Below are 21,357 nucleotides of genomic sequence, written 5' to 3' on the forward strand. Positions count from 1 at the left end.
TCACTCCCCGCCCCTTTCAAGATATAGCGCACCCGGGGGCTTGCGGCAAGACCCCGGGGATGCCGCAGAATCGCTGGACCACTGTCACAACTGCGATCGGAGCCGATACGAATACCGTGGCCAACAGCGTGTTCAACCTTCCTGAGCGCATCTCCCACAAAGCCGACGCCGGGCTCATCGCGTCCGATGCGCAGCACCTCGCCGATATCGCCGAGAACCTGTCCCGGACGATCGCGGACATCGCCACCCGCCGGGATGCCGAACAGGCCGCGTACAGCAGTACTGGCCGGGACGCGATGGACCGCGACATGGAAGTTCATCGTCTCGGTGCGCGACTGCGGGCGCTGAGCCGCTTCGGATTGGACCTGTGCCTGGGCCGCATGGTGGTCGCGGGCAACCCCGTGCCCATCTACATCGGCCGCCTCGGACTCACCGACGGCACCGGTCAGACCCTGCTGATCGACTGGCGCTCCCCCGCCGCCGAACCGTTCTTCGGAGCCACCCACGCGAACCCGATGGGTCTGGTGAGCCGTCGGAGATACCGCTGGACCCGAGGACAGATCACTGACTACTGGGACGAGGTGTTCAGCCCGGACGAAGACGTGCTCGGCCCAGATGGGGTCGGTCCAGCGGGAACGACGTCCGCGGCCACCCTCGACGACCAGTCGGCATTCATCGCCAGCCTGGGACAGAACCGGTCCGCGAAGATGCGAGATGTGCTCGGCACCATCGCATCTGACCAAGATGCGATCATCCGCGCCGGGTCCCGGGGAGCGCTGGTTGTCGATGGTGGTCCGGGTACCGGCAAAACCGTTGTGGCCCTACATCGCTCCGCATACCTGCTCTACTCGGATCCGCGGCTCGGTCATCATCGCGGCGGGGTGTTGTTCGTGGGGCCGCACGAGCCCTACCTGGCGTATGTCGCCGACGTCCTGCCCAGCCTGGGTGAGGAGGGGGTGGCGACGTGCACTGTGCGCGACCTGGTGACGGAAGGTGCCTCCGCCGGGATCGAAGCCGATCCGGAGGTGGCCCGGCTGAAGTCATCCGCCGCTCTGGTGAAGGCGATCGAGGCGGCGGTGAAGTTCTACGAACAACCGCCCGTACAGGGAATGACCGTCGAAACGCCGTGGGTGGATCTCTATGTCAGCGCTGCGGATTGGGCAGCGGCCTTTGACGCACCCGACGCCGGGACGCCGCACAACGAGGCGCGCGAGATCATCTGGGAGGAACTGCTCGCCATCCTGATCGACGGTCATGACAGCGACATCACACCCGGGCAACTCCGGATGGCGTTGTCGGAGAATGATCAACTCCGGTCAACCCTGAACCGCGAGTGGCCGATGATCAACGCCACCGATCTGGTGGCGGATCTGTGGTCGGTGCCGGCCTATCTGCGAAAGTGCGCGCCCTGGCTCGATGCGGGCGAGGTGGCCGCCCTGCAACGGGACAACGCGCAGGCATGGACGGTGGCTGACCTGCCCCTGCTCGACGCCGCCCGTCAGCGGCTCGGAGATCCGGGTGCGTCGGAACGCCGGCGGCGGCGGGCTGCCGTCGTCGCTGCGGAGCAAGAGCAGCGGTCAGCGGTGGTCGACCATCTCATCGCCGCCGACGACTCCGATCTGATGGTGATGTCGATGCTGCGCGGACAAGATCTGCGGAACGCCCTGATCGGCGACGAGCCCGGCGGCGCCCGGGAGGAAGTCACCGCCGACCTACTGACCGGACCGTTCGCCCACATCGTGGTGGATGAGGCGCAGGAATTGACGGACGCGCAATGGCAGATGCTGATCTCGCGGTGTCCGTCCCGCAGTTTCACCATCGTCGGTGACCGGGCCCAGGCCAGGACGGGGTTCACCGCACCTGGTGCGGACCAGGGCATCGAGACGTGGGCGCAGCGGCTGCGGCGGGTCGGACTGGGCCGAATCACCATGGCGTCGCTGAGTATCAATTATCGGACCCCCGAAGAGGTGATGACCGAGGCCGAACCGGTGATCCGCGCCGTGCTACCGGATGCGAACGTTCCGACGTCGGTGCGGCGCAGCCACATTCCTGTCGAACATCGATCCCCGGCGGAGCTGGGTTCGGTCATCGATGGCTGGCTCTCCGACCACCAAGACGGGATCGCCTGTGTGATCGGCGATCCCACGTTCGTGGGCACTGCGCGGGTTCGATCCCTGACTCCGGAACTGTCCAAGGGCCTCGAGTTCGACCTGGTGGTCCTGGTCGAACCCGACAACTTCGGTGACGGCGATCCGGTGAGTGGAGCGGTCGATCGCTACGTCGCGATGACTCGGGCAACCCAGCGACTGGTGATCCTCACAGATCCGGACTGAGTCGAACTCTGCTGCGCGGCAACGTCATCGAATGAGACCATCCGGCACCCGCAGGTCGTTGTGACCGTACAGCGACCGCACGGCCACCGGGACATCGGCGGCGCACACCTCCGCGATGTCATCGAGCAGGAGGTCGTAGTCGGCGCCGGTCTTTCCGTCGTACGCGTCGGTCATGCGACACCACTCATCCCAGGGCAGCATTTCCACCTTGTTCATCGCGGCGAGATCCTTCACCGCGTTTCCGCGGATCTCTGACGCCCCCCAGTTCTGGGTTCCGTGAACCCCGAACCGGGAGGCGTCGATCTCGCCTCGACGATGAGCCAGCCACGCCTCACCCCCACTCAGAAAGTCACCCGGCCGCAAGTCGTGCGCGTGGGGTAGGACGTTCTGTCCGAGGATTTCGGAATCGATGCGGATCCACCGCGCGTTGGCACCGACCCGGTATTCGGTGATCCAGTGGTCGAGGCCGTACCCCGTTTGAAAGTAGGTGGCGAAACCACAGCGAACACGGGCGGCAATTCCCCGATGACGCAACAGCGCACAGCTCAGGACCGCGAAGTGCCGACAGGTCCCGACCACCCGCTTCCCCGGATCCCGGGCTGTGGTCACCGGCGCCGGATCCAGAGCCAGTAGCCGGTTGAGCAGAACGCCGGCCGGTCGGATCTGGTTCTCGTCGAACCGGCCGGCGGGCAGATTCAGCGTGCGGGCGTCACCGGGCTGAACGACCAGAGGCGGGATTGTCCGACAGATCTCCGCGGGATCCGCGGTGAGCGGCTCGAGCGCACATGGATTCACGTCGTCCAGGCCGGTCAAGGGTCCGGGCACGGTGTAGTCGATGGACGCGTCCATGAGGCCAAAGCCTAATAGAGACATCCGATCTCATGTCGATCACGCTTGGATTGTCGGTGATCAGCGGTTGCCGGCACTCCAGGCGTATGGCAGTTCGGTGCCGTTGAGGACGTGGTCGCCGATGGCACGGGTTTTGAAGATCGTCGGGTTGTGGACCGCGATGGTCCGGGCATTACGCCAATGCCGATCGAGCCGTAGCTGCTCCGAGGTGATCGACGCACCGCCGACCTCGAAGAGTTCGTTGGTCGCGCGGAGCACGATGTCGATGGAGGTGACCTGCGCCTGCGACGCCGCGAGTTCCGCGCGATCGAGCAGTTCCGGGCCGGCGTCGCTACCGGCGGCCAGAACCTCGTCGAGGATGTCGGCAACGGCGAGCGCGGAGGTGCGCGCGGCGAATGCCGCCGCGGACAGCTTGCCGATCACCTGCTGGACCAGTGGATCCTCACGTGGAAGGTCCGCAGCCGCATGGGTATACGAGCGGGTGCGGTCGCGGACCCACTGTGCGGTGTCCGACGTGGCGCGCTGGGCGATACCGGCGAGTCCGGCGAGATGCACCAGCTGCAGATAGGACGTTCCGTAGGTCTTACCGGCGCCGCCGTATCCCGGGCCCAGGATTCGCTCGGGTGCAACGACAACGTTGTTGAACTCGGTTGTCCCGCTGGCGGTCAGGCGCTGCCCGAAACCGTCCCAGTCGTCGTGCCGGGTGACACCGGTGGCATCGGCATCCACCAGGACCGACACCCTCTCGCCTTGGTCGTCGGCGGCCACCAGGATGTAGTCCGAGTAGAGCGAGCCGGTGCTGTAGTACTTCGTCCCGTTGAGCAACCACTGACCGTTCTTTTGGGTCAGCCGGGTCTGATAGCGGTCGACGGCTCCGACACCGGGTTCGGTGATGGCGTTCCCGACCAGGATCCCGCCGGCGACGGCACGCAACCAAGTGTCACGCTCGGTACTCTGCAGCGCCAGCAACTGATCCTCGACAAAACTGAAATGTACCCGAAGAGCCTGGGGCAGATTCGATTCGGCGGCGGCCAGATCGATCAACAGCCGGAACTGCTGGCGCACGGTGGCGCCGAGACCACCGAACTCGACGGGGACCCGCAGCGCGCCGAACCCTGCCTCGCGCAGCAGGTGCACCTCGTCGTGAGCGAGTCGGCGGTCGACTTCGCGTTCGGTGGCGCCGGCGGCGATCCGGGCGAAGATCGGACCGAATCGAGCGTCGAGTTCGGCGTCGGAAACACCAGTGGTGGGTGCGGTGGAAGTCGTCATGCCACGAGTGTCGAACACATCGAGGATGCACACACCAGTTGAAATCGGTCTGAATCAAACGGAGAGGTCGATGCCGTGCGCACATCCGCGCCACTCGGTCCCCTGGTGGATTACACGGTCACCACGATCTTGCCGATCTGGTCACCCTTGTCGAGGTGGCGGTGTGCTTCTGAGATGTCAGCGAGTGTGAACACCGAATCGATCCTCGGTTGCATTGTGCCGCTTCGTACTCCGGCTGCAAGGAAGGCCGCGATGCGCCGGACGGCGCCGGGATCCGCCAGCAATTCGAAACCCACGTACCGGTGAATGGTCAGCGGCCCGGTCATCGGGAACGACGGGGCCGTGGATCGAGCCAGCCGACGGCGACCAGTGGGCCGCCCGGCCTGGCGGTCTGCGCCAGGTCGGACAAGCCGGGGCCCATGACCGCGCGAACACGGCGAAGCGGTGGCAGATTTCCAGGAGGCGCACGAATCCGATTGAGCCGCAACAGGAAGGCGCCCGACAGCTGCGTGATCGCAGCTGCCGGGCGCCTTCTGAGACAGACTACGTGTTGAAGTACTTCGCTTCCGGATGATGCAGCACAAAGGCGTCGGTCGACTGTTCCGGATGGAGTTGCAACTCCTCGGAGAGTTCGACCCCGATGCGGCCCGGTTCGAGCAGATCCATCATCTTGGCGCGATCCTCCAGCGACGGGCAGGCACCGTATCCGAACGAGAAGCGGGCCCCGCGGTACTTGAGGTCGAAGAAGTCCTGGGTGTTGTCCGGGTCTTCCGCGGCGACACTGACATCACCGAAGCGCAGTTCCTCCCGAACACGCTGGTGCCAGAACTCGGCCAGCGCCTCGGTCAACTGCACACCGATGCCATGGACCTCGAGGTAATCCCGGTAGGCGTCCGCGGCGAACAGTTCGTTTGCGAAGTCCGCGATCGGCTGACCCATCGTCACCAGCTGGAACGGCAGGACGTCGACCTCTCCGGTCTCGAGGGCCTCGGATCGCGGACGGATGAAGTCGGCGATGCACAGGAAGCGCGAGCGCTGCTGGCGCGGGAACTCGAAGCTGTGCCGGATGGGCGCATCGGGACGTGGCTCGGTGAGCACATGCACCGTGTCGCCCTCACTGACCGCCGGGTAATACCCATAGACGACCGCGGCATGCTGCAGGATGTTCTCCGTGGCCAGTCGGTCGATCCAATACCGCAGGCGCGGTTTGCCATCGGATTCGACAAGATCTTCATAGCTCGGTCCTTCCCCGGCACGGGCACCGCGAAGTCCCCACTGCCCCAAGAACAAAGCGCGTTCGTCAAGCAGAGTGAGGTACTCGGCGACGGGAATGCCCTTGACGATGCGTGAGCCCCAGAACGGCGGCGTCGGCACCGGGAGCCCGGCCGCGACATCGGAACGTTCCGGCACCACCACGGGTGCTGCCTCGGCCTTCCGCTTTTCGGCGATGCGCTTGGACCGCTCGTGGCGTGCCTTGCGCTCGGCCGTCTTCTCCGCGGCCGCGATCGCCTCCGGACTGTTCGGATCGAGGCCGCCACCGCGCTTGACCAGCATGATGTCGTCCATCAACCGCAGACCTTCGAACGCGTCACGGGCATAGTGCACGTGGCCGTCGTACGTTTCGCTCAGATCGTTCTCGACGTACGACCGGGTCAGTGCGGCGCCGCCGAGCAGGACCGGATACTTCTCGGCCAGGCCCCGGCTGTTGAGTTCCTTGAGGTTGTCTTTCATGACAACCGTGGATTTCACCAGCAGTCCGGACATCCCGATGACATCGGCGTTCTTGTCCTGCGCGACCTCGACGATGGTCGAGATCGGTTGCTTGATACCGATGTTGACCACTTCGTAGCCGTTGTTCGACAGGATGATGTCGACGAGGTTCTTGCCGATGTCGTGGACATCGCCCTTGACCGTCGCGAGGACGATCCGCCCCTTGCCGTCTTCCCCGGTGGCCTCCATGTGCGGTTCGAGGTGAGCCACAGCGGTTTTCATGACCTCGGCGGACTGCAACACGAACGGCAGCTGCATCTGACCCGAACCGAACAACTCGCCGACGGTTTTCATGCCGGCCAAGAGCGTCACGTTGATGATCTCGAGCGGCGGCTTCTCCTTCATGGCCTCATCGAGGTCATTTTCGAGGCCGGCACGTTCACCGTCGACGATGCGACGTTCGAGCCGCTCGAACAACGGGAGCCTGCCCAGCTCCTGCGCACGGCTCTCCCGGGCCGAGGCCGCCGAGACACCCTCGAACAGGGCCATCAGCTTCTGCAGCGGGTCGTAGCCCTCGCGGCGACGGTCGTAGACCAGGTCGAGGGCAACCTCACGATGCTCGTCCGGGATCTTTGTCATCGGAAGAATCTTCGACGCGTGGACGATCGCGGTGTCGAGGCCGGCCTGGACACACTCGTGCAGGAACACCGAGTTGAGGACCTGGCGGGCAGCCGGGTTCAGGCCGAACGAGACGTTCGAGATACCGAGGGTGAAATGCACCTCGGGGTGCGAGGCCTTGAGCTGCCGGATGGCCTCGATCGTCTCGATGCCGTCCTTGCGGACCTCTTCCTGACCGGTCGAGATCGGGAACGTGAGGGCATCGATGATGATGTCCTCTTCCTTCAGGCCCCAGTTCTCGGTGATGTCGGTGATGAGCCGCTCGGCGACCCGCACCTTCCACTCGGCGGTCCGGGCCTGGCCCTCCTCGTCGATCGTCAGCGCCACGACTGCGGCGCCGTGCTTCTTCACCAGCTTCATGATCTTGGTGAAGCGCGAATCGGGGCCGTCGCCGTCCTCGTAGTTCACCGAGTTGACCGCACAACGACCACCGAGATGCTCGAGTCCGGCTTCGATCACCTCGGGCTCGGTCGAGTCGAGCATGATCGGCAGCGTCGACGACGTGGCGAGCCGGCTCGCGAGCGCCGACATGTCGGCGGCACCGTCGCGGCCGACATAGTCGATGTTCAGGTCGAGCATGTGCGCGCCGTCGCGGGTCTGATCCTTCGCGATGTCGAGGCACTTCTGATAGTCCTCGGCGAGCATGGCATCGCGGAACGCCTTGGAACCGTTCGAGTTCGTGCGCTCACCGATCATCAGGATGGACGCGTCCTGGTTGAACGGGACCGCGCTGTAGAGCGACGAGATCTCGGCTTCGTGCTCCGGTGTCCGTTGCGCCTTGGTCACACCGGCGACGGCCTCCGCCACCTGCCGGATGTGTTCGGGTGTGGTGCCGCAGCAACCACCGACAAACGCGAGTCCGAACTCGCGGACGAATCCGCTGAGGGCCTCTGCGAGTTCTTCGGGTGTGAGCGGGTACTCGGCGCCGTTGGGACCGAGCTGCGGCAGGCCCGCGTTGGGCATGACCGAGACAGGCACTTGTGCGTGCTTGCTGAGGTACCGCAGGTGCTCGCTCATCTCGGCGGGGCCGGTGGCGCAGTTGAGCCCGATCATGTCGATGCCCAGTGGCTCGAGTGCGGCCAGCGCAGCACCGATCTCCGAACCGAGGAGCATCGTGCCGGTGGTCTCGACAGTCACGTGCGCGATGATCGGGATCCGGCGTTCGAGATCGGCCATCGCCTGCTGGGATCCGAGGATCGCGGCCTTCACCTGGAGCAGGTCCTGCGACGTCTCGATGAGGATGGCGTCGGCGCCGCCGTCGAGCATGCCCGCGGCACATTCGTAATAGGCGTCGCGGATCGAGGCGAACGTGGTGTGACCCAGGGTCGGCAGTTTGGTTCCGGGCCCGATCGAACCCAGCACGAACCGCGGGGTGCCGTCGGCACTGGGACCGACCTCGTCGGCGACCTCACGGGCCAACTGCGTTCCCTTGAACGCGAGCTCCCGGATCCGGTCACCGATGTCGTAGTCGCCGAGGTTCGACAGGTTGCAGCCGAAGGTGTTGGTCTCGACCGCGTCGGCTCCGGCCTCGAAGTAGGCGCGGTGGATCTCGCGGAGGACATCGGGCCGGGTGTCGTTGAGGATCTCGTTGCAGCCTTCGAGGCCGAGGAAATCGTCCAACGTCAGATCCGCGGCCTGCAACATGGTTCCCATGGCACCGTCGCCGATCAAGACGCGTTTGCTCATCGCGGTGAGCAATTCCGTATCGAAGGACGGCGATGTGGCTGAGGACATGGTTATCAGGGTAGTTCGCTCTCAATCGGGGTTCGGTCGTAGGCTGGATCAGTGAACGCCGAGCAAAGCGCAAGCCTGCCACAGTTGCGCCGCCCCACGCTGGTTGCTGCCTTCGAGGGTTGGAACGACGCCGGCGATGCGGCCAGTGGAGCCGTGGAGCATCTGGAACTGGTCTGGGACGCAGTACCGCTCGCCGAGATCGATTCGGACGACTACTACGACTTTCAGGTGAACCGACCCTCGATCAAACAGATCGATGGGGTCACCCGAAGGATCGATTGGCCGACCACCTCGATCTCGTACTGTACGCCGCCGGGTTCCGACCGAGATATCGTGCTGCTCCGCGGAATCGAACCCAACATGCGGTGGCGCGGATTCTGTGCCGAGATCCTGGATATCGCACGGGAACTCGAGGTCGAAACGGTGGTGATCCTGGCCGCACTTCTGGCCGACACCCCACACACCCGTCCGGTCCCGGTGACCGGCGCCGCATACAGCAGCGAATCGGCCAAACAGTTCAAACTCGAGGAGAGCCGATACGAGGGGCCCACCGGCATCACCGGGATCCTGCAGGATGCCTGCGTGGCGGCCGGTATCCCGGCCATCTCCTTCTGGGCCGCGGTCCCCCACTACGTGTCGACACCGCCCAACCCGAAGGCCTCCGCGGCACTGCTGAGTCAGCTCGAGGAGGTCCTCGACGTCGAGGTCCCGCTCGGTGAACTGCCGGAGCAGGCCGAGGAGTGGGAACGCGCGGTCTCCGAGATGACGGAGGACGACGACGAGATCTCGGACTACGTGCGCGGACTCGAGGAACGCGGTGATGCCGAGGTCAGCGTCGACGAAACACTCTCGAAGATCGACGGCGACGCACTGGCCGCGGAGTTCGAGCGTTACCTGCGCAGACGTGGTCCGGGTGGAAGCTTCGGTGCATGAGGGTTCGCTCGACGAAGGCATGAGTTCTCGCTCCGCGAAGGCATGATCACCGACCCGTTGTGAACGCGGTGAGGTCCTGACAATGGACTCGTAACCCCGCGGAAAGTGTTGGTTCATCGAGCTCACGTTCAGTAGGGGCATGTCCAGCACACCGAAGTTCCTGCAGGGTGTCTTTTCCTTCACCGGTAGTGGCCTGACCAAGGCCGCCCCCTTGGATCCGTCACTGACCTACCAGGTGCCGGCCGGCCTCACCGTCCAACCGCTGTACTTCCGCGGCGGTAACAGCACCGACGAACTCGTCTACGTGACCCTGATGCGTGATCAGCAGCCGATGCGGTGGTTTCCGATGGGGGCGAAGTCGTCGGTGAACGTACCGCTGCGGGTGGTCGAGGACGTCGACCCCGACAGCGTGCTGGAGTTGGTGTTCGCGGCGCCCGAGGGCTGCACCGGCGAACTGGTCGTCGACTTCGGGTTCGTGGAGTTCTGATGCCGGGAGCACAGGAACTGCAACGTCTCGTCGTGGTCGGGAACGGCATGGCCGGCGCCCGCACCGTCGAGGAGATCCTGCAGCGCGGCGGCGGATCGCAGTTCGAGATCACGATGATCGGCGACGAGCCCTACGGCAACTACAACCGGATCATGCTCTCCCACGTGCTGGCCGGTGAGAGCTCGATCGACGACGACGACCTCATGCTCAACCCGATGGCCTGGTACCGCGAGAACGACATACAGCTCTACGCCGGCGACCGTGCCGTCGCCGTCGACCGCTTCGCCAAGATCGTCACCAGTGAAAGCGGCCGGACCATCGGCTACGACGTGCTGGTGATCGCCACCGGCAGCAACACCTTCTTCCCCAACATGGACGGCCTGCGTGAGTCCGACGGGCGGCTCGCCCGCGGGGTCTTCGGTTTCCGGACCATCGAGGACACCAACGGCATGTTGCAGATGGCGTTGTCGGGTGACGGGATCCGCGCTGTGGTCATCGGCGGCGGCCTGCTCGGACTCGAGGCCGCATACGGGCTGCGGACCCAGGGCATAGACGTGGACGTGGTGCACTCCCCCGGACACCTGATGAACCAGCAACTCGATGAACGCGGTGGTCGGGTGCTGCGCAACAAGATCGAAGAGCTCGGCGTGGGTGTGTACACCTCCAAACGGACCACCGCGGTACTGCGCGCCGACAACGGCGCGGTCGCCGGGGTCGGCTTCAACGACAACACGAGCCTGCCCGCGGACATGATCGTGGTGACGGCCGGCATCCGGCCCAACGTCGAACTCGCCCGCGGCGCCGGTCTGGTCATCGAACGCGGGATCGTCGTCGACGACCAGATGCGCTGCGAAGACGAGGGTGCCGTCTACGCGGTCGGCGAATGCTGCCAGCACCGCGGAGAGGTCTACGGGCTCGTGGCGCCGCTCTGGGAGCAGGCCGGGGTCCTCGCCGATGTGCTGACGGGCACCAACCCCGATGCGGCCTATCACGGCTCGAGACTCACCACGAAACTCAAGGTCGCCGGAGTGGACGTCGCGGCGATGGGAGTCAAAGGGCCCGAACGCGACACCGACGAGTTCGTCCAGTTCTACGAACCACGCAGCGGCACATACAAGTCTGTGGTCGTCCGGGACAACAAACTGATCGGCGCGATGCTGCTGGGCGACATCAGCAAGGTGAGCTTCCTGACACAGGCGTTCGACGACAAGGTGGCGTTGCCCGACGAGCGCATCAGCATGCTCTTCGACATGGGTACCCCGAGTGCCCAGACCGGCGCTGCCGAACTCTCCGACGACGTGCAGGTCTGTAACTGCAACGGAGTCACCAAGGGCGACATCGTCGCATGTGTCCACGCCGGCGCCACCACGGTCGCCGACGTCGTCGCGAAGACCCGCGCGGGTAAGGGCTGCGGCTCCTGCAAGGGACTCGTCGGCGACATCGTGGCCTGTGCAGCCGGCGGCGAACTGGCCGTGGACCCGTCGGCGGAGTGGTACGTCCCGTCGATCCCACTGACCAAACCCGAACTGATGAGCCGGATCCGGGAACTCGATCTGCGGTCGGTGTCGGCGGTGGTCGGCGCCCTGTCGCCGAACGGTGACGACGTGACCGCCAAGATGCCGCTCGCGTCGTTGCTCCGGATCATCTGGGGCGCCGACTGGGAGGACGAACGCGGCGCGCTGTTCATCAACGACCGTGTCCACGCCAACATCCAGCGCGACGGCACCTTCTCGGTGGTCCCGCAGATGAAGGGTGGGGTGACCAATCCGGCACAACTGCGCCGGATCGCCGACGTCGCCGACAAGTACGACATCCCGATGGTCAAGGTCACCGGCGGTCAGCGGATCGACCTGCTCGGCATCCGCAAAGAAGATCTGCCCAAGGTGTGGGCCGATCTCGACATGCCCTCCGGGTACGCCTACGGCAAGAGCTTCCGGACCGTCAAAACATGTGTGGGCCTGGAGTTCTGCCGCTTCGGACTGGATGACTCGACCGCGCTCGGCATCGCCATCGAGGAGCGCTATCAGGGCCTCGAAGCGCCCGCGAAACTCAAACTCGCCGTCACCGGGTGTCCCCGTAACTGTGCCGAGGCGCTGTGTAAGGACTTCGGGGTGGTCGCGGTCGGCGACGGCCGCTGGGAGATCTACGTCGGCGGCGCGGCGGGAGCCCACATCCGCAAGGGCGATCTGCTGACCACGGCGGTCGGGGCCGACGAGGTGCTCCGGATCTGTGGTGTGTTCATCCAGTACTACCGCGAACAGGCGAAGTGGCTCGAACGCACCTACGCGTGGGTTCCGCGGGTGGGTATCGAAGAACTGCGGGCCATACTCATCGACGACCGGGATGGATTGGTCGACGGACTGTCCGAACGGATCTCCGCGTCGGCGGCCGCCTACAGCGATCCCTGGAAGGAACGGCTGGAACCGAAGTCGCCCGCACAGTTCCAGCCGTCGCTGCCGCTCATCAAGCTGCCATTGGTGCCGGTCCGATGACCGTCACGGCACGCAGCGACAGCAGCACACTGGTCGGCCCGGTCACCGATCTGACGGTCGGTGAGGGCCGTACCTATGTCGTTGACGGACAACAGGTTGCGGTGTTCCTGCTGTCCGACGGATCCGTACGCGCCCTGGGAGCCCGCTGCCCGCACAAGGGAGGTCCGATCGCCGACGGTCAGACCGACGCGACCAAGGTGATGTGTCCGCTGCACCAATACACCTTCTCGTTCGACGACGGCAGGTGCACCAACGGGACCGACATCGACGCGCTACCGGTCTATCAGGCAGAAGTCCACGAAGGCCAGATCCACATCTGGACCTGACCCGACCTCCGTCGACCGGGCCGACCCAACCGTCGAGCGGGCCGATACTGCACGCCGTTCGACAACGTCGGCACGGTCGACGGTAACTTGAGCACGCTCGGCGGTGTTGTGGGCACGCTCGGCGGCGATGTGGGCACGCTCGGCGGTCAGGAGATCCGCTCGATCGACACGACGGGGGTGGTGATCCGCCAGGTCCGGACATCGGGATCCTCGGCGGCACGCACCCAGAACTGTGCCGACTCCCCCACCCGGCACGACTTCACGCCGAGCAGTGGGATGTCTTCAGAATCGCGGCGGAGCTGGCTCACCGCCCACGCCTCGTCGCCGCTGCTGCCGACGCCGGGTGCGCGGAGCAGGGTCATCTCGCCAAAGTCCAACAGATAGGTCGACGTACGCGTCGTCACCGTCCACACACCGTCAGCTGTATCGGGATCGATCTCTTGAGCTTTGGCCACGATGTCGAACCTTACCCAAGCGGGGCGATGTTGATGCCGAGGAGCGCATCGACCGCGTTGGCGACGTCCGCGGGCGCGCTGAGATCCGAACCGAGTCCGCCCAGTGTGTCGTGTGCCCAGGCGTCAATCGCGACAAGTGCTTTCGGGGTGTCGAGATCGTCGCTGAGGTGCAGGCGCAGTCGCTCGATGGTCGGGCCGGCATCGGGACCGGACTCGCAGGCCGCGGCCTTGCGCCACAATTCCAGGCGGGTGACGGCGTCGGCGAGCACCTCGTCGGTCCAGGCCCGATCGGTGCGGTAGTGCCCGGAGAGCAGACCCAGACGGATGGCGCCGGGGTCGACATCGGCGGCCCGGAGCTTGGACACGAAAACGAGGTTGCCCTTCGACTTCGACATCTTCTCGCCGTCGAGTCCGATCATCCCGGTGTGTACGTAGTGCTTCGCGAACCGGCGGGCACCGGTCAGCGCCTCGCCGTGGGCGGCCGAGAACTCGTGGTGCGGGAAGATCAGGTCGCTGCCCCCACCCTGCACATCGAACCCGGTTCCGATCCGGTTCAAAGCGATTGCCGCGCACTCGATGTGCCAGCCGGGCCGGCCCGGTCCGTGAGGTGAGTCCCACGACGGTTCGCCCTCACGCGCGGCCCGCCAGACGAGCGCGTCGAGTTGATTGCGCTTACCGGGGCGGTCGGGATCCCCGCCGCGTTCGGCGAAGAACTTCTGCATGGTCTCGAGGTCGTAGCCCGACTCGTATCCGAACTGCTCGGTGGCATCGGTGCGGAAGTACACGTCCGGATACTGTTCGTCATCGACCACGTAGGCCGCACCGGAGGCCAGGAGCTTGCCGACCACCTCGACGACCTCATCGATCGACTCGACGGCACCGATGTAGTCGCGGGGCGGCAGCACGCGCAGCGCAGCCATGTCCTCGCGGAACAGGTTGATCTCGCGGGTACCCAGATCGCGCCAGTCGATCCCGTCGCGGTCTGCCCGCTCGAACAGTGGATCGTCGACATCGGTGATGTTCTGGACGTAGTGCACCTCGTGTCCGAGATCGCGCAAGACACGGTTGACCAGATCGAACGTCAGGTACGTCGCGGCGTGCCCGAGATGCGTTGCGTCGTAAGGAGTGATGCCGCACACATACATGGTTGCGACCTTGCCGGGCACCACTGGGCGGACCTGACGGTCCGATGTGTCAAAGAGCCTCAATGCCGGTCCCTGACCGGGCACGACGGGAACGACGGTTTCAGACCACGACTGCATGGTGACCACCTTATGGGCGCACTACCGACCCGCGCTCTCGGGGCCGACCAGAACTGCTCAGAACGCCGGCCACGGGATGGGCCGCGACCTGTCGGCGACGGGCATCACCGGCGTTTCGACGATCGCCGCCGTCCGGTCGATGAGGGCCGCGACCTCCGCAGGGGTGATCAACTGGGCGAGCCGGTCCCGCAGCGGCGAATCCTCGCTGCGCAAGCCTTCGAGCAGGACCTCGACGTCGTCGAGGAGGTGCACGGGGATGGATTCGGCGGCCCAGCCCCACAGGACGGTCCGCAGTTTGTCCTCGGTGTGCAGGCAGATCCCGTGGTCGACGCCGTAGACCTGACCGTCGAGGCCCTCCAGCACGTGTCCGCCCTTGCGATCCGCGTTGTTGATGAGGATGTCGAGGACGGCCATCCGCTGTAGTCGTGGATCGTCCGCGTGGACGAGCACCACATCTTCGCCGCGCGAGTCGACCGCGGACAGGATCAGCTTCCAGCCGTCGGGCACCAGGTCGGGTGAACACAGGTCGACCAGATCGAGCCTGGTCGGCAATCCGTCGGCCGGTTCCGGTGTGTCGATCCAGCGCTGCACCATGCCCGGACCGAACGGTCCGTCACGCAGCAGGGTCATCGGGACCACCGACCAGCCGAGCGCATCGGACACCAGATAAGACGCCACCTCGCGTCCGGCGAGGGTGCCGTCCGGGAAGTCCCACAGCGGCTGCTCCCCGCGGACCGGCTTGTAGACGCAACGAACCTGATGGTCACCGAGCACGGCATCGCAGACGAGCGTGGCATTGCTGGCATTGCGGATCTGCCCGATGAGTTCGAGTTCGCCGGTGGCCAGGACTTGCGCCGTGTCGACCGGTTCACCGGTGGGCGTGGTGGCCGTCACCGGCCGGGCTCGTCACCGACGTCCGGACCAGACTGTTCGTCGGGATCGTCGGAGTCATCCGGGTCGAGGAGGTTCGGATCGTTGAACAGGTCGGGGTCGATGAACTCGAGTGATGGACCGAAGGTGGCCTCGCGGCGGTAACCGTTGGTGCGGACGCAGATGTGGCCCGTCGAATCGAGGGGGTCCCCGCACAGCGGGCAGGGCTCGCGACCGGCGGAGATGACCCGGCTCGAACGCGCCGCGAACTCGCGGGCGGCGCCGGTGCTCAGGAACACACGGACCGCGTCGGGCCCTTCTTCGGTGTCGTCGAGGACCACACTCTCGTCGAACTCGCCCTCGGTGATGGCGAGCAGCTCGACGACAACCGCTTCGGATTCGGAATCCCATCCCAGGCCCATGGTGCCGACCCGGAACTCGGCGTCGACGGGCATCAACAGCGGGCTCAGGTCTTCGACGCGGGACAGTTCGGCGGGCAGAGGTGTCCCGAACCTGCGGTGGACCTCTTCGAGCAGGGCGCCGATCCGGTCGGCGAGGATCTGGACCTGCTGTTTTTCGAGCATGACGCTGATGACGCGCGTCTCGTGGATGGCTTGCAGATAGAAGGTCCGGTCACCGGGTTGGCCGACCGTTCCGGCAACGAAACGGTCCGGGCTGCGGAAGACGTGTATCGCTCTGGCCATGGCACCTCCGTTCTTCTGAATTCGATTATCCCCATTCGGGGCGGGTTCGCCCAAGGCGTTGGTGGTCGGTGTCGCGGTGACCGAGGACCGGGTCTCAGGTGCCGGCGGAACCGCCGACCACGGCATCATCGGCGTGGGCGTGGCCGGGGCTGCCCTCCGACTTCTCGGTCTTCTCGGATTGTTTGGGCTGTGCCGGGACCGACGGGAGCGTGGAGGTGCAGTTCACCGCGTGCACATACGGTCGCGCCAGGCTGTACCGGACGACGCTGGCGGACGCCGGTTCCACGACGATCCGCTGGAACGAGTCGAGGTGCATCCCCATCGCGTCGGCGAGAATCGCCTTGATGACGTCGCCGTGTGTACAGGCGATCCAGATCCCGGAGCCGTCCTCGCCGGAGAACCGGGCGTCGAGTTCCCGGACCGCTGCCACCGTCCTGGACTGGACCTGGGCCAGTCCCTCCCCGTCGGGGAAGATCGCCGCCGAAGGCTGCTGCTGCACCACCCGCCAGAGCGGTTCGGAGAGCAATTCCTTGATCGGGCGTCCGGTCCACTGACCGTAGTCGACCTCGACCAGGCGTTCGTCGATGATCTCGGGACAGTCGAAGTGGTCGACGAGCGGTGCCACCGTCTGCTCGCAGCGCAACAGCGGAGACCGCACGACCGCCACCGGCTTCTGCAGGTCGCCGAGCCGCTCGATGAGGGCGACGGACTGGGCTCGCCCGTGATCGTCGAGACCTACGGCCGCCGAGCGGCCGGCGAGCACACCCGACGTGTTTGCCGTGGATCGTCCGTGTCGAAGCAATATGACCGTCACGTGTCACACCTTATGCGCCGGGCCGGGGACCGGACTCGTCGCGACGTCGTCGTCGCATGTCACAGAGTTGCGGGAGCGGATCATGTCGCGCTGATCACGCCACCCGCGAGCAGTCCCATGACGAGTAGGCCCAGCAGCACCCGATAACCGACAAACCAGTACAGCGAATGGTTGGCGACGAACTTCAGGAGCCAGGCGATGGCGGCATAGCCGACCACAAAAGCGACGATCGTGGCCACCAGCAACTGCATCCCCGACGACTCCATTCCGTCGCCACTGGGCTCGAATGCGTCTGGCAGGCTGAACAATCCCGACGCGGTCACTGCCGGAATGGCCAGCAGGAACGAAAAGCGCACCGCAGCTTCACGTTTGAGTCCGAGAAACAGGCCTGCACTCGCGGTCGCGCCGGAACGCGACACGCCAGGGATCAGTGCCAGGCACTGAGCCAGGCCCATGATGACACCGTCGCGGGTGGTGAGCTTCTCGATGGGACGTTCTTTGCGGCCCATCTTTTCAGCGATCGCGATCACGGCGGAGAACAAGATGAGCATGCTCGCCACGAGCCAGAGATTGCGGGCGCCGGTACGGATCTCGTCCTTGAAGAGAAATCCGAGCGCACCGATCGGAATGGTGGCGATGATCACGTACCAGCCCATGCGATAGTCGAGATTGCGTGCCTCTTTGTTCAACAAACCGCGGAACCATGCTGCGATGATGCGGACGATGTCCTTGGCGAAGAAGACGAGCACAGCGGCTTCCGTCCCCAGCTGCGTCACCGCGGTGAACGATGCACCGGCGTCGTCGCCGAACCAGACCTCGGAAACAATTCGCAGGTGACCGGAGGAAGAAATCGGCAGGAACTCGGTCAATCCCTGTACGGCCCCCAAGACAATCGCCTGGGCCCACGTCATGGTGTCGCTCACGGGGGCCGATGCTACGGGAAACCCGGCCCCGGCCTTCGAGTTGCGACACCGCCGACCCCGTGGCATGGCACCGCGGCGCAGCAAGCAAGATGGGTGGCATGAATGTGCGCGGTAGAAGTCTGTTGGTAGCGATGGCAGCCGCCGCGCTGGTGTTGTCCGGATGCTCGGATTCGGATGATACGCCGGATGTTCCGACCATCGCTCCGCAGACGCCGATCGCCGCGCCCGCGGCCGACCCGGCGAAGCCTCCGGCGGGTGTGGTGGTGCCGGTCGCGAACGCCGGCACCGCACTCGCCTACTGCACCATGACGAAGCAGTTGGCGATGCTGTCCGACGACGGTCGGTCGGTCCTCTTCTACGACACCGCGGGACTGGCCCCTGGAGCTGCTCCGGTGCGCACGGTTGCGTTGAGCGACAAGGCAACCGGCGTCGGAACGTTCAGCTCGGGCAAGCTCGAGGTCCTGATCCCGGGTGCACTGCTGATCATCGATTCGACAACCGGTGACACCGTGCGCGTGGACCTGCCCGGTACACCGCTGTCGGCGGTGCTGACGTCCGGTGGCGACATCCTCGTCGGCAACGACAAGGGCAGCCTGATGGTGGTCGATCCCGCGGGCACGGTCCGCGACACCATCACCGGATTCGTCCGAGTCGACGCCATCGCCGAACACGAGGGACAGGTCGTCGTGCTCGACCGCGCGCAGTCGTCGGTGACCGAGGTCGACGTCGAAGACAGTGATCTCGGTGTGTCCCTGCGCTCCGGCGACGGTGCGACGAACCTCACTGTCGATCACTACGGCCGGTTCCTGACCACCGACACCCTGGGCGGAGAGTTCCTCGCGTTCTACGGCGACCCGATCGTCAACAAGTTCCGGCATCCCGTGGCTTTTGGGCCCTACGCCGTAGACTACGACGACACCCACAACCTGGCGTGGGTGGCGACCACCGGAAACAACCAGGTCACGGCATACGAACTGGCGACCGGGACCCCGGTCCAGGTGCAACAGTTCCAGACCGTGTCGCAGGCCAACTCGATGGTGGTCAACCCCGAGACGGGGACGGTGTACCTACTGTCTGCCGATGGCGGCGGACTGCAGATCATCAACCCCGATCAGCAGTGAGGTGAGGGAGAAACTTGGCAGGCAAGCGCAACCGTGGCTTTCCGCGGGAATGGGACATGTCGACAGACGACTACGAGTACATCCCATTGCGTCTGCCCCCTGATGTGACCAGGGTGACCGCGTCCATGCGGTTGTCGATCCAGGCCGAGTTCGGTGGCTGGGAACTGTCGAGGGTCCGTCTCTACACCGATGGCAGCCGCAAAGTGCTGCTACGTCGTCGCCGACCGCGATCGGCGTCCACCGATGAACCCGAAACCGGAATGAGCGCGTGATCGCCACCGTCTACCGCCAGTTGTACCGATGGCTTCTCGCCCTGATGTTCCTTGTTCCGCCGGAGCGGATCCACAAGATCGGGGCCACGGCGATCTCGTTGACCGGCCGGATCAAGCCGCTGCGTTCACTGACCCGGCGGGTGCTGGTCACCGACGATCCCGTGTTGCGGTCCCGGGTCTTCGGGCTCGACTTCCCGGCGCCGCTCGGTCTGGCGGCCGGCTTCGACAAGAACGGTGAGTCGATCGACGCCTGGGGCGCTCTGGGCTTCGGTTTCGCCGAGATCGGCACGGTCACCGGACAGGCACAACCCGGCAATCCCGCTCCCCGACTGTTCCGACTACCGGCCGACCGCGCGCTGATCAACCGGATGGGCTTCAACAACCACGGCGCCGGTGCCGCCGCAAATCAGTTGCGCCACCGTAAGACCACCACATCAATGGTTCCGATCGGCGCCAACATCGGCAAGACGAAGATCGTCGAACCGGAGGCGGCCGTCGACGACTACCTCATCAGCGCTCGACTGCTCGGTCCCCTCGCCGACTTCCTCGTGGTGAACGTCAGTTCGCCCAACACCCCCGGTCTTCGGGACCTGCAGGCCGTGTCGGCGCTGCGTCCGTTGCTCTCCGCGGTGTCCGACGCCGTCGACATCCCGGTGCTGGTGAAGATCGCACCCGATCTGGCGGACGACGACATCGACCAGATCGCCGACCTGGCGGTCGAATTGGGGCTGGCGGGCATCGTCTGCACCAACACCACGATCAGTCGGGCAGGTCTGGCCACACCGGCCGCGGAAGTCGAGGCGATCGGGACCGGCGGACTGTCCGGTGCACCGCTCGCCGATCGTTCTCTCGAGGTGTTGCGGCGCCTGTACGGCCGCGTCGGTGGACAGCTGACGCTGATCAGCGTCGGTGGAATCGAAACAGTCGATCAGGCGTGGGAACGAATCTGCGCCGGGGCCTCTCTGGTGCAGGCCTACACCGGATTCATCTATGGTGGCCCGTTGTGGGTCAAGCTGATTCACCAGGGTCTCGCGCAACGCGTCCGAGCTGCCGGCTATGGCTCGATCGCGGACGCCGTGGGAACCTCGGCACCGAAGCACTGACAAAACCACCGGTTCCAGCCATGTCCACATGTTGCAACGTGTGGTTGTGACTGGAACCGGTGGTTTTGATGCCGTGGGGTGGGCCGGCTACCGCTCGTAGGTGTTGGTGATGATCGCGCGGGCGATCGAATGCGAGAAGAGGTTGAACCCCAGATACGCCGGGGTCGCGCCGTCGGGAAGACCCAGGCTCTCCACATCCACGGCGTGGACCACGGTGTAGTAGTAATGCGTGCCGTGTCCGGGAGGCGGTGCCGCACCGATGAACCGCGGTACGGATGCGTCGTTGTTCAGGGCGACAGCCCCGGACGGCAACGAACCTTCGGCCCCGTCTCCGACACCGGCGGCCAGCGACGTCACCGACACCGGGATGTCTGCGACCGCCCAATGCCAGAACCCGGACGCTGTGGGCGCTTCGGGGTCGTAGACGGTGACGGCAAAGCTCTTTGTCTCCGGCGGGAATCCGGACCACGTCAGCTGTGGTGAAACGTCGTCACCACCGGCTCCCATGATTCCGGACACCTGCGGGTTCTCCAGGGCGGCGCCGTCGGTGATGCTCTCGGAGGTCAGGGTGAAGCCGGGGAGTTTCGGCAGAGCGTCGTACGGGTTGTACCTCGACATCGTTGTTCGTGTCCTTTCCGTAGGGTTCCCCACCATCATGCGTGAGGCGGGTCGGTGATGTGGCCGACAGGCGCATCGCCGGCCGCCGCGAGCTCGGCTGTGCATCGGGCTCGGCTGTGCATCGGGCTCAGCTGTGCATCAAGAAGTGTTCGAGAACCTCGGTACCGAACAGCAGCGAATCAACCGGTACCCGTTCGTCCACACCGTGAAACAGTGCGGCGAAATCCAGTTCGGTGGGCAGCTTCAGCGGCGCGAAGCCGAAGCAGCGAATCCCCAAGCGGGCGAACGCTTTTGCATCGGTGCCACCGGACAGCATGTACGGTACGGTCCGGCCCTGCGGGTCGTGCGCGAGGATCGCATCATTCATCGCATCGACCAGATGACCGTCGAACGTGGTCTCGTAG

20 protein-coding genes are annotated in these 21,357 nt (G+C 65.3%); 8 read left to right on the forward strand and 12 right to left on the reverse strand.

What is annotated here, in order from left to right; genetic code table 11:
- The first annotated feature begins 59 nt into the window (after positions 1 to 59).
- A complete protein-coding gene (gene helR, locus VIQ49_RS13805; protein WP_331885485.1) occupies positions 60 to 2,333 on the forward strand; it encodes an RNA polymerase recycling motor ATPase HelR in 2,274 nt (757 codons plus the stop codon).
- Between the two features lie 24 nt (positions 2,334 to 2,357).
- On the opposite strand, the gene VIQ49_RS13810 is transcribed toward helR, so the two are convergent.
- The 4 genes from VIQ49_RS13810 to metH all read right to left on the reverse strand — a co-directional run bounded on the left by VIQ49_RS13810 (position 2,358) and on the right by metH (position 8,573).
- On the reverse strand, positions 2,358 to 3,182 hold the full coding sequence (locus tag VIQ49_RS13810; RefSeq protein ID WP_331885486.1) for a transglutaminase-like domain-containing protein: 825 nt from the start codon (positions 3,180 to 3,182) through the stop codon (positions 2,358 to 2,360).
- A 60-nt stretch (positions 3,183 to 3,242) separates the two neighbouring features.
- A complete protein-coding gene (locus tag VIQ49_RS13815; protein ID WP_331885488.1) occupies positions 3,243 to 4,451 on the reverse strand; it encodes an acyl-CoA dehydrogenase family protein in 1,209 nt (402 codons plus the stop codon).
- A 110-nt stretch (positions 4,452 to 4,561) separates the two neighbouring features.
- Positions 4,562 to 4,777, reverse strand: coding sequence for a zinc-binding dehydrogenase (locus VIQ49_RS13820; protein WP_331885490.1), 216 nt, complete (start codon positions 4,775 to 4,777; stop codon positions 4,562 to 4,564).
- A 217-nt stretch (positions 4,778 to 4,994) separates the two neighbouring features.
- Positions 4,995 to 8,573 (reverse strand): methionine synthase, encoded by a 3,579-nt coding sequence (metH, locus tag VIQ49_RS13825; RefSeq protein ID WP_331885492.1) that lies wholly within the window; start codon positions 8,571 to 8,573, stop codon positions 4,995 to 4,997.
- Positions 8,574 to 8,624: 51 nt separating this feature from the next.
- Between metH and VIQ49_RS13830 the strand changes: the two genes are divergently transcribed.
- From VIQ49_RS13830 to VIQ49_RS13845, 4 genes are all read left to right on the forward strand, one after another.
- On the forward strand, positions 8,625 to 9,506 hold the full coding sequence (locus VIQ49_RS13830; protein WP_331885494.1) for a PAC2 family protein: 882 nt from the start codon (positions 8,625 to 8,627) through the stop codon (positions 9,504 to 9,506).
- A 139-nt stretch (positions 9,507 to 9,645) separates the two neighbouring features.
- Positions 9,646 to 9,993, forward strand: coding sequence for a molybdopterin oxidoreductase (locus tag VIQ49_RS13835; RefSeq protein WP_331885496.1), 348 nt, complete (start codon positions 9,646 to 9,648; stop codon positions 9,991 to 9,993).
- A complete protein-coding gene (nirB, locus tag VIQ49_RS13840; protein WP_331885498.1) occupies positions 9,993 to 12,485 on the forward strand; it encodes a nitrite reductase large subunit NirB in 2,493 nt (830 codons plus the stop codon). The genes VIQ49_RS13835 and nirB overlap by 1 nt, the downstream gene beginning before the upstream one ends.
- Positions 12,482 to 12,811 carry a Rieske (2Fe-2S) protein gene (locus VIQ49_RS13845; protein ID WP_331885500.1) on the forward strand — a complete coding sequence of 110 codons (330 nt, stop codon included), beginning with the start codon at positions 12,482 to 12,484 and terminating at the stop codon, positions 12,809 to 12,811. Before nirB ends, VIQ49_RS13845 begins: the two co-directional genes overlap by 4 nt.
- 146 nt (positions 12,812 to 12,957) lie before the next feature.
- Here the strand turns inward: VIQ49_RS13845 and VIQ49_RS13850 are convergent, their stop codons facing one another.
- The 6 genes from VIQ49_RS13850 to VIQ49_RS13875 form a co-directional block, all read right to left on the reverse strand.
- Positions 12,958 to 13,266 carry a hypothetical protein gene (locus VIQ49_RS13850; protein WP_331885502.1) on the reverse strand — a complete coding sequence of 103 codons (309 nt, stop codon included), beginning with the start codon at positions 13,264 to 13,266 and terminating at the stop codon, positions 12,958 to 12,960.
- An 11-nt stretch (positions 13,267 to 13,277) separates the two neighbouring features.
- Positions 13,278 to 14,528 (reverse strand): cysteine--1-D-myo-inosityl 2-amino-2-deoxy-alpha-D-glucopyranoside ligase, encoded by a 1,251-nt coding sequence (gene mshC / locus VIQ49_RS13855; protein ID WP_331885504.1) that lies wholly within the window; start codon positions 14,526 to 14,528, stop codon positions 13,278 to 13,280.
- Between the two features lie 57 nt (positions 14,529 to 14,585).
- Positions 14,586 to 15,422: an SCO1664 family protein gene (locus tag VIQ49_RS13860; protein ID WP_331885506.1), complete on the reverse strand. Its 837-nt coding sequence runs from the start codon at positions 15,420 to 15,422 to the stop codon at positions 14,586 to 14,588.
- Positions 15,419 to 16,102: a DUF3090 domain-containing protein gene (locus VIQ49_RS13865; protein ID WP_331885508.1), complete on the reverse strand. Its 684-nt coding sequence runs from the start codon at positions 16,100 to 16,102 to the stop codon at positions 15,419 to 15,421. The genes VIQ49_RS13860 and VIQ49_RS13865 overlap by 4 nt, the downstream gene beginning before the upstream one ends.
- 94 nt (positions 16,103 to 16,196) lie before the next feature.
- Positions 16,197 to 16,916, reverse strand: a complete 720-nt coding sequence (locus tag VIQ49_RS13870) for an MSMEG_4193 family putative phosphomutase (RefSeq protein ID WP_331885510.1) — start codon at positions 16,914 to 16,916, stop codon at positions 16,197 to 16,199.
- Between the two features lie 80 nt (positions 16,917 to 16,996).
- The gene (locus tag VIQ49_RS13875) at positions 16,997 to 17,839 is read right to left on the reverse strand and encodes an undecaprenyl-diphosphate phosphatase (protein WP_331885512.1); all 843 of its coding nucleotides are present in this window, start codon (positions 17,837 to 17,839) and stop codon (positions 16,997 to 16,999) included.
- Between the two features lie 98 nt (positions 17,840 to 17,937).
- On the opposite strand from VIQ49_RS13875, the gene VIQ49_RS13880 reads away from it, so the two are divergent.
- Genes VIQ49_RS13880 through VIQ49_RS13890 form a run of 3 tightly spaced genes read left to right on the forward strand, consistent with a single transcriptional unit; the run spans position 17,938 to position 20,335 of the window.
- Entirely contained in the window at positions 17,938 to 18,960 is a 1,023-nt protein-coding gene (locus tag VIQ49_RS13880; protein ID WP_331885514.1) for a hypothetical protein, read from the forward strand.
- 56 nt (positions 18,961 to 19,016) lie between these two features.
- Entirely contained in the window at positions 19,017 to 19,232 is a 216-nt protein-coding gene (locus VIQ49_RS13885; protein ID WP_331885516.1) for a DUF5703 family protein, read from the forward strand.
- Between the two features lie 20 nt (positions 19,233 to 19,252).
- A complete protein-coding gene (locus VIQ49_RS13890; protein WP_331885524.1) occupies positions 19,253 to 20,335 on the forward strand; it encodes a quinone-dependent dihydroorotate dehydrogenase in 1,083 nt (360 codons plus the stop codon).
- Positions 20,336 to 20,422: 87 nt separating this feature from the next.
- Here VIQ49_RS13890 and VIQ49_RS13895 read toward each other — a convergent pair whose 3' ends face one another.
- Together VIQ49_RS13895 and VIQ49_RS13900 are read right to left on the reverse strand one after the other, a co-directional pair.
- Positions 20,423 to 20,953 (reverse strand): YbhB/YbcL family Raf kinase inhibitor-like protein, encoded by a 531-nt coding sequence (locus VIQ49_RS13895; RefSeq protein WP_331885518.1) that lies wholly within the window; start codon positions 20,951 to 20,953, stop codon positions 20,423 to 20,425.
- 127 nt (positions 20,954 to 21,080) lie between these two features.
- The coding region (locus VIQ49_RS13900) for a M20/M25/M40 family metallo-hydrolase (RefSeq protein WP_331885520.1) at positions 21,081 to 21,357 on the reverse strand (277 nt) is incomplete at its 5' end.

This window comes from Williamsia sp. (assembly GCF_036566845.1).
In the GTDB taxonomy this organism is placed as follows: Bacteria; Actinomycetota; Actinomycetes; order Mycobacteriales; family Mycobacteriaceae; genus Williamsia.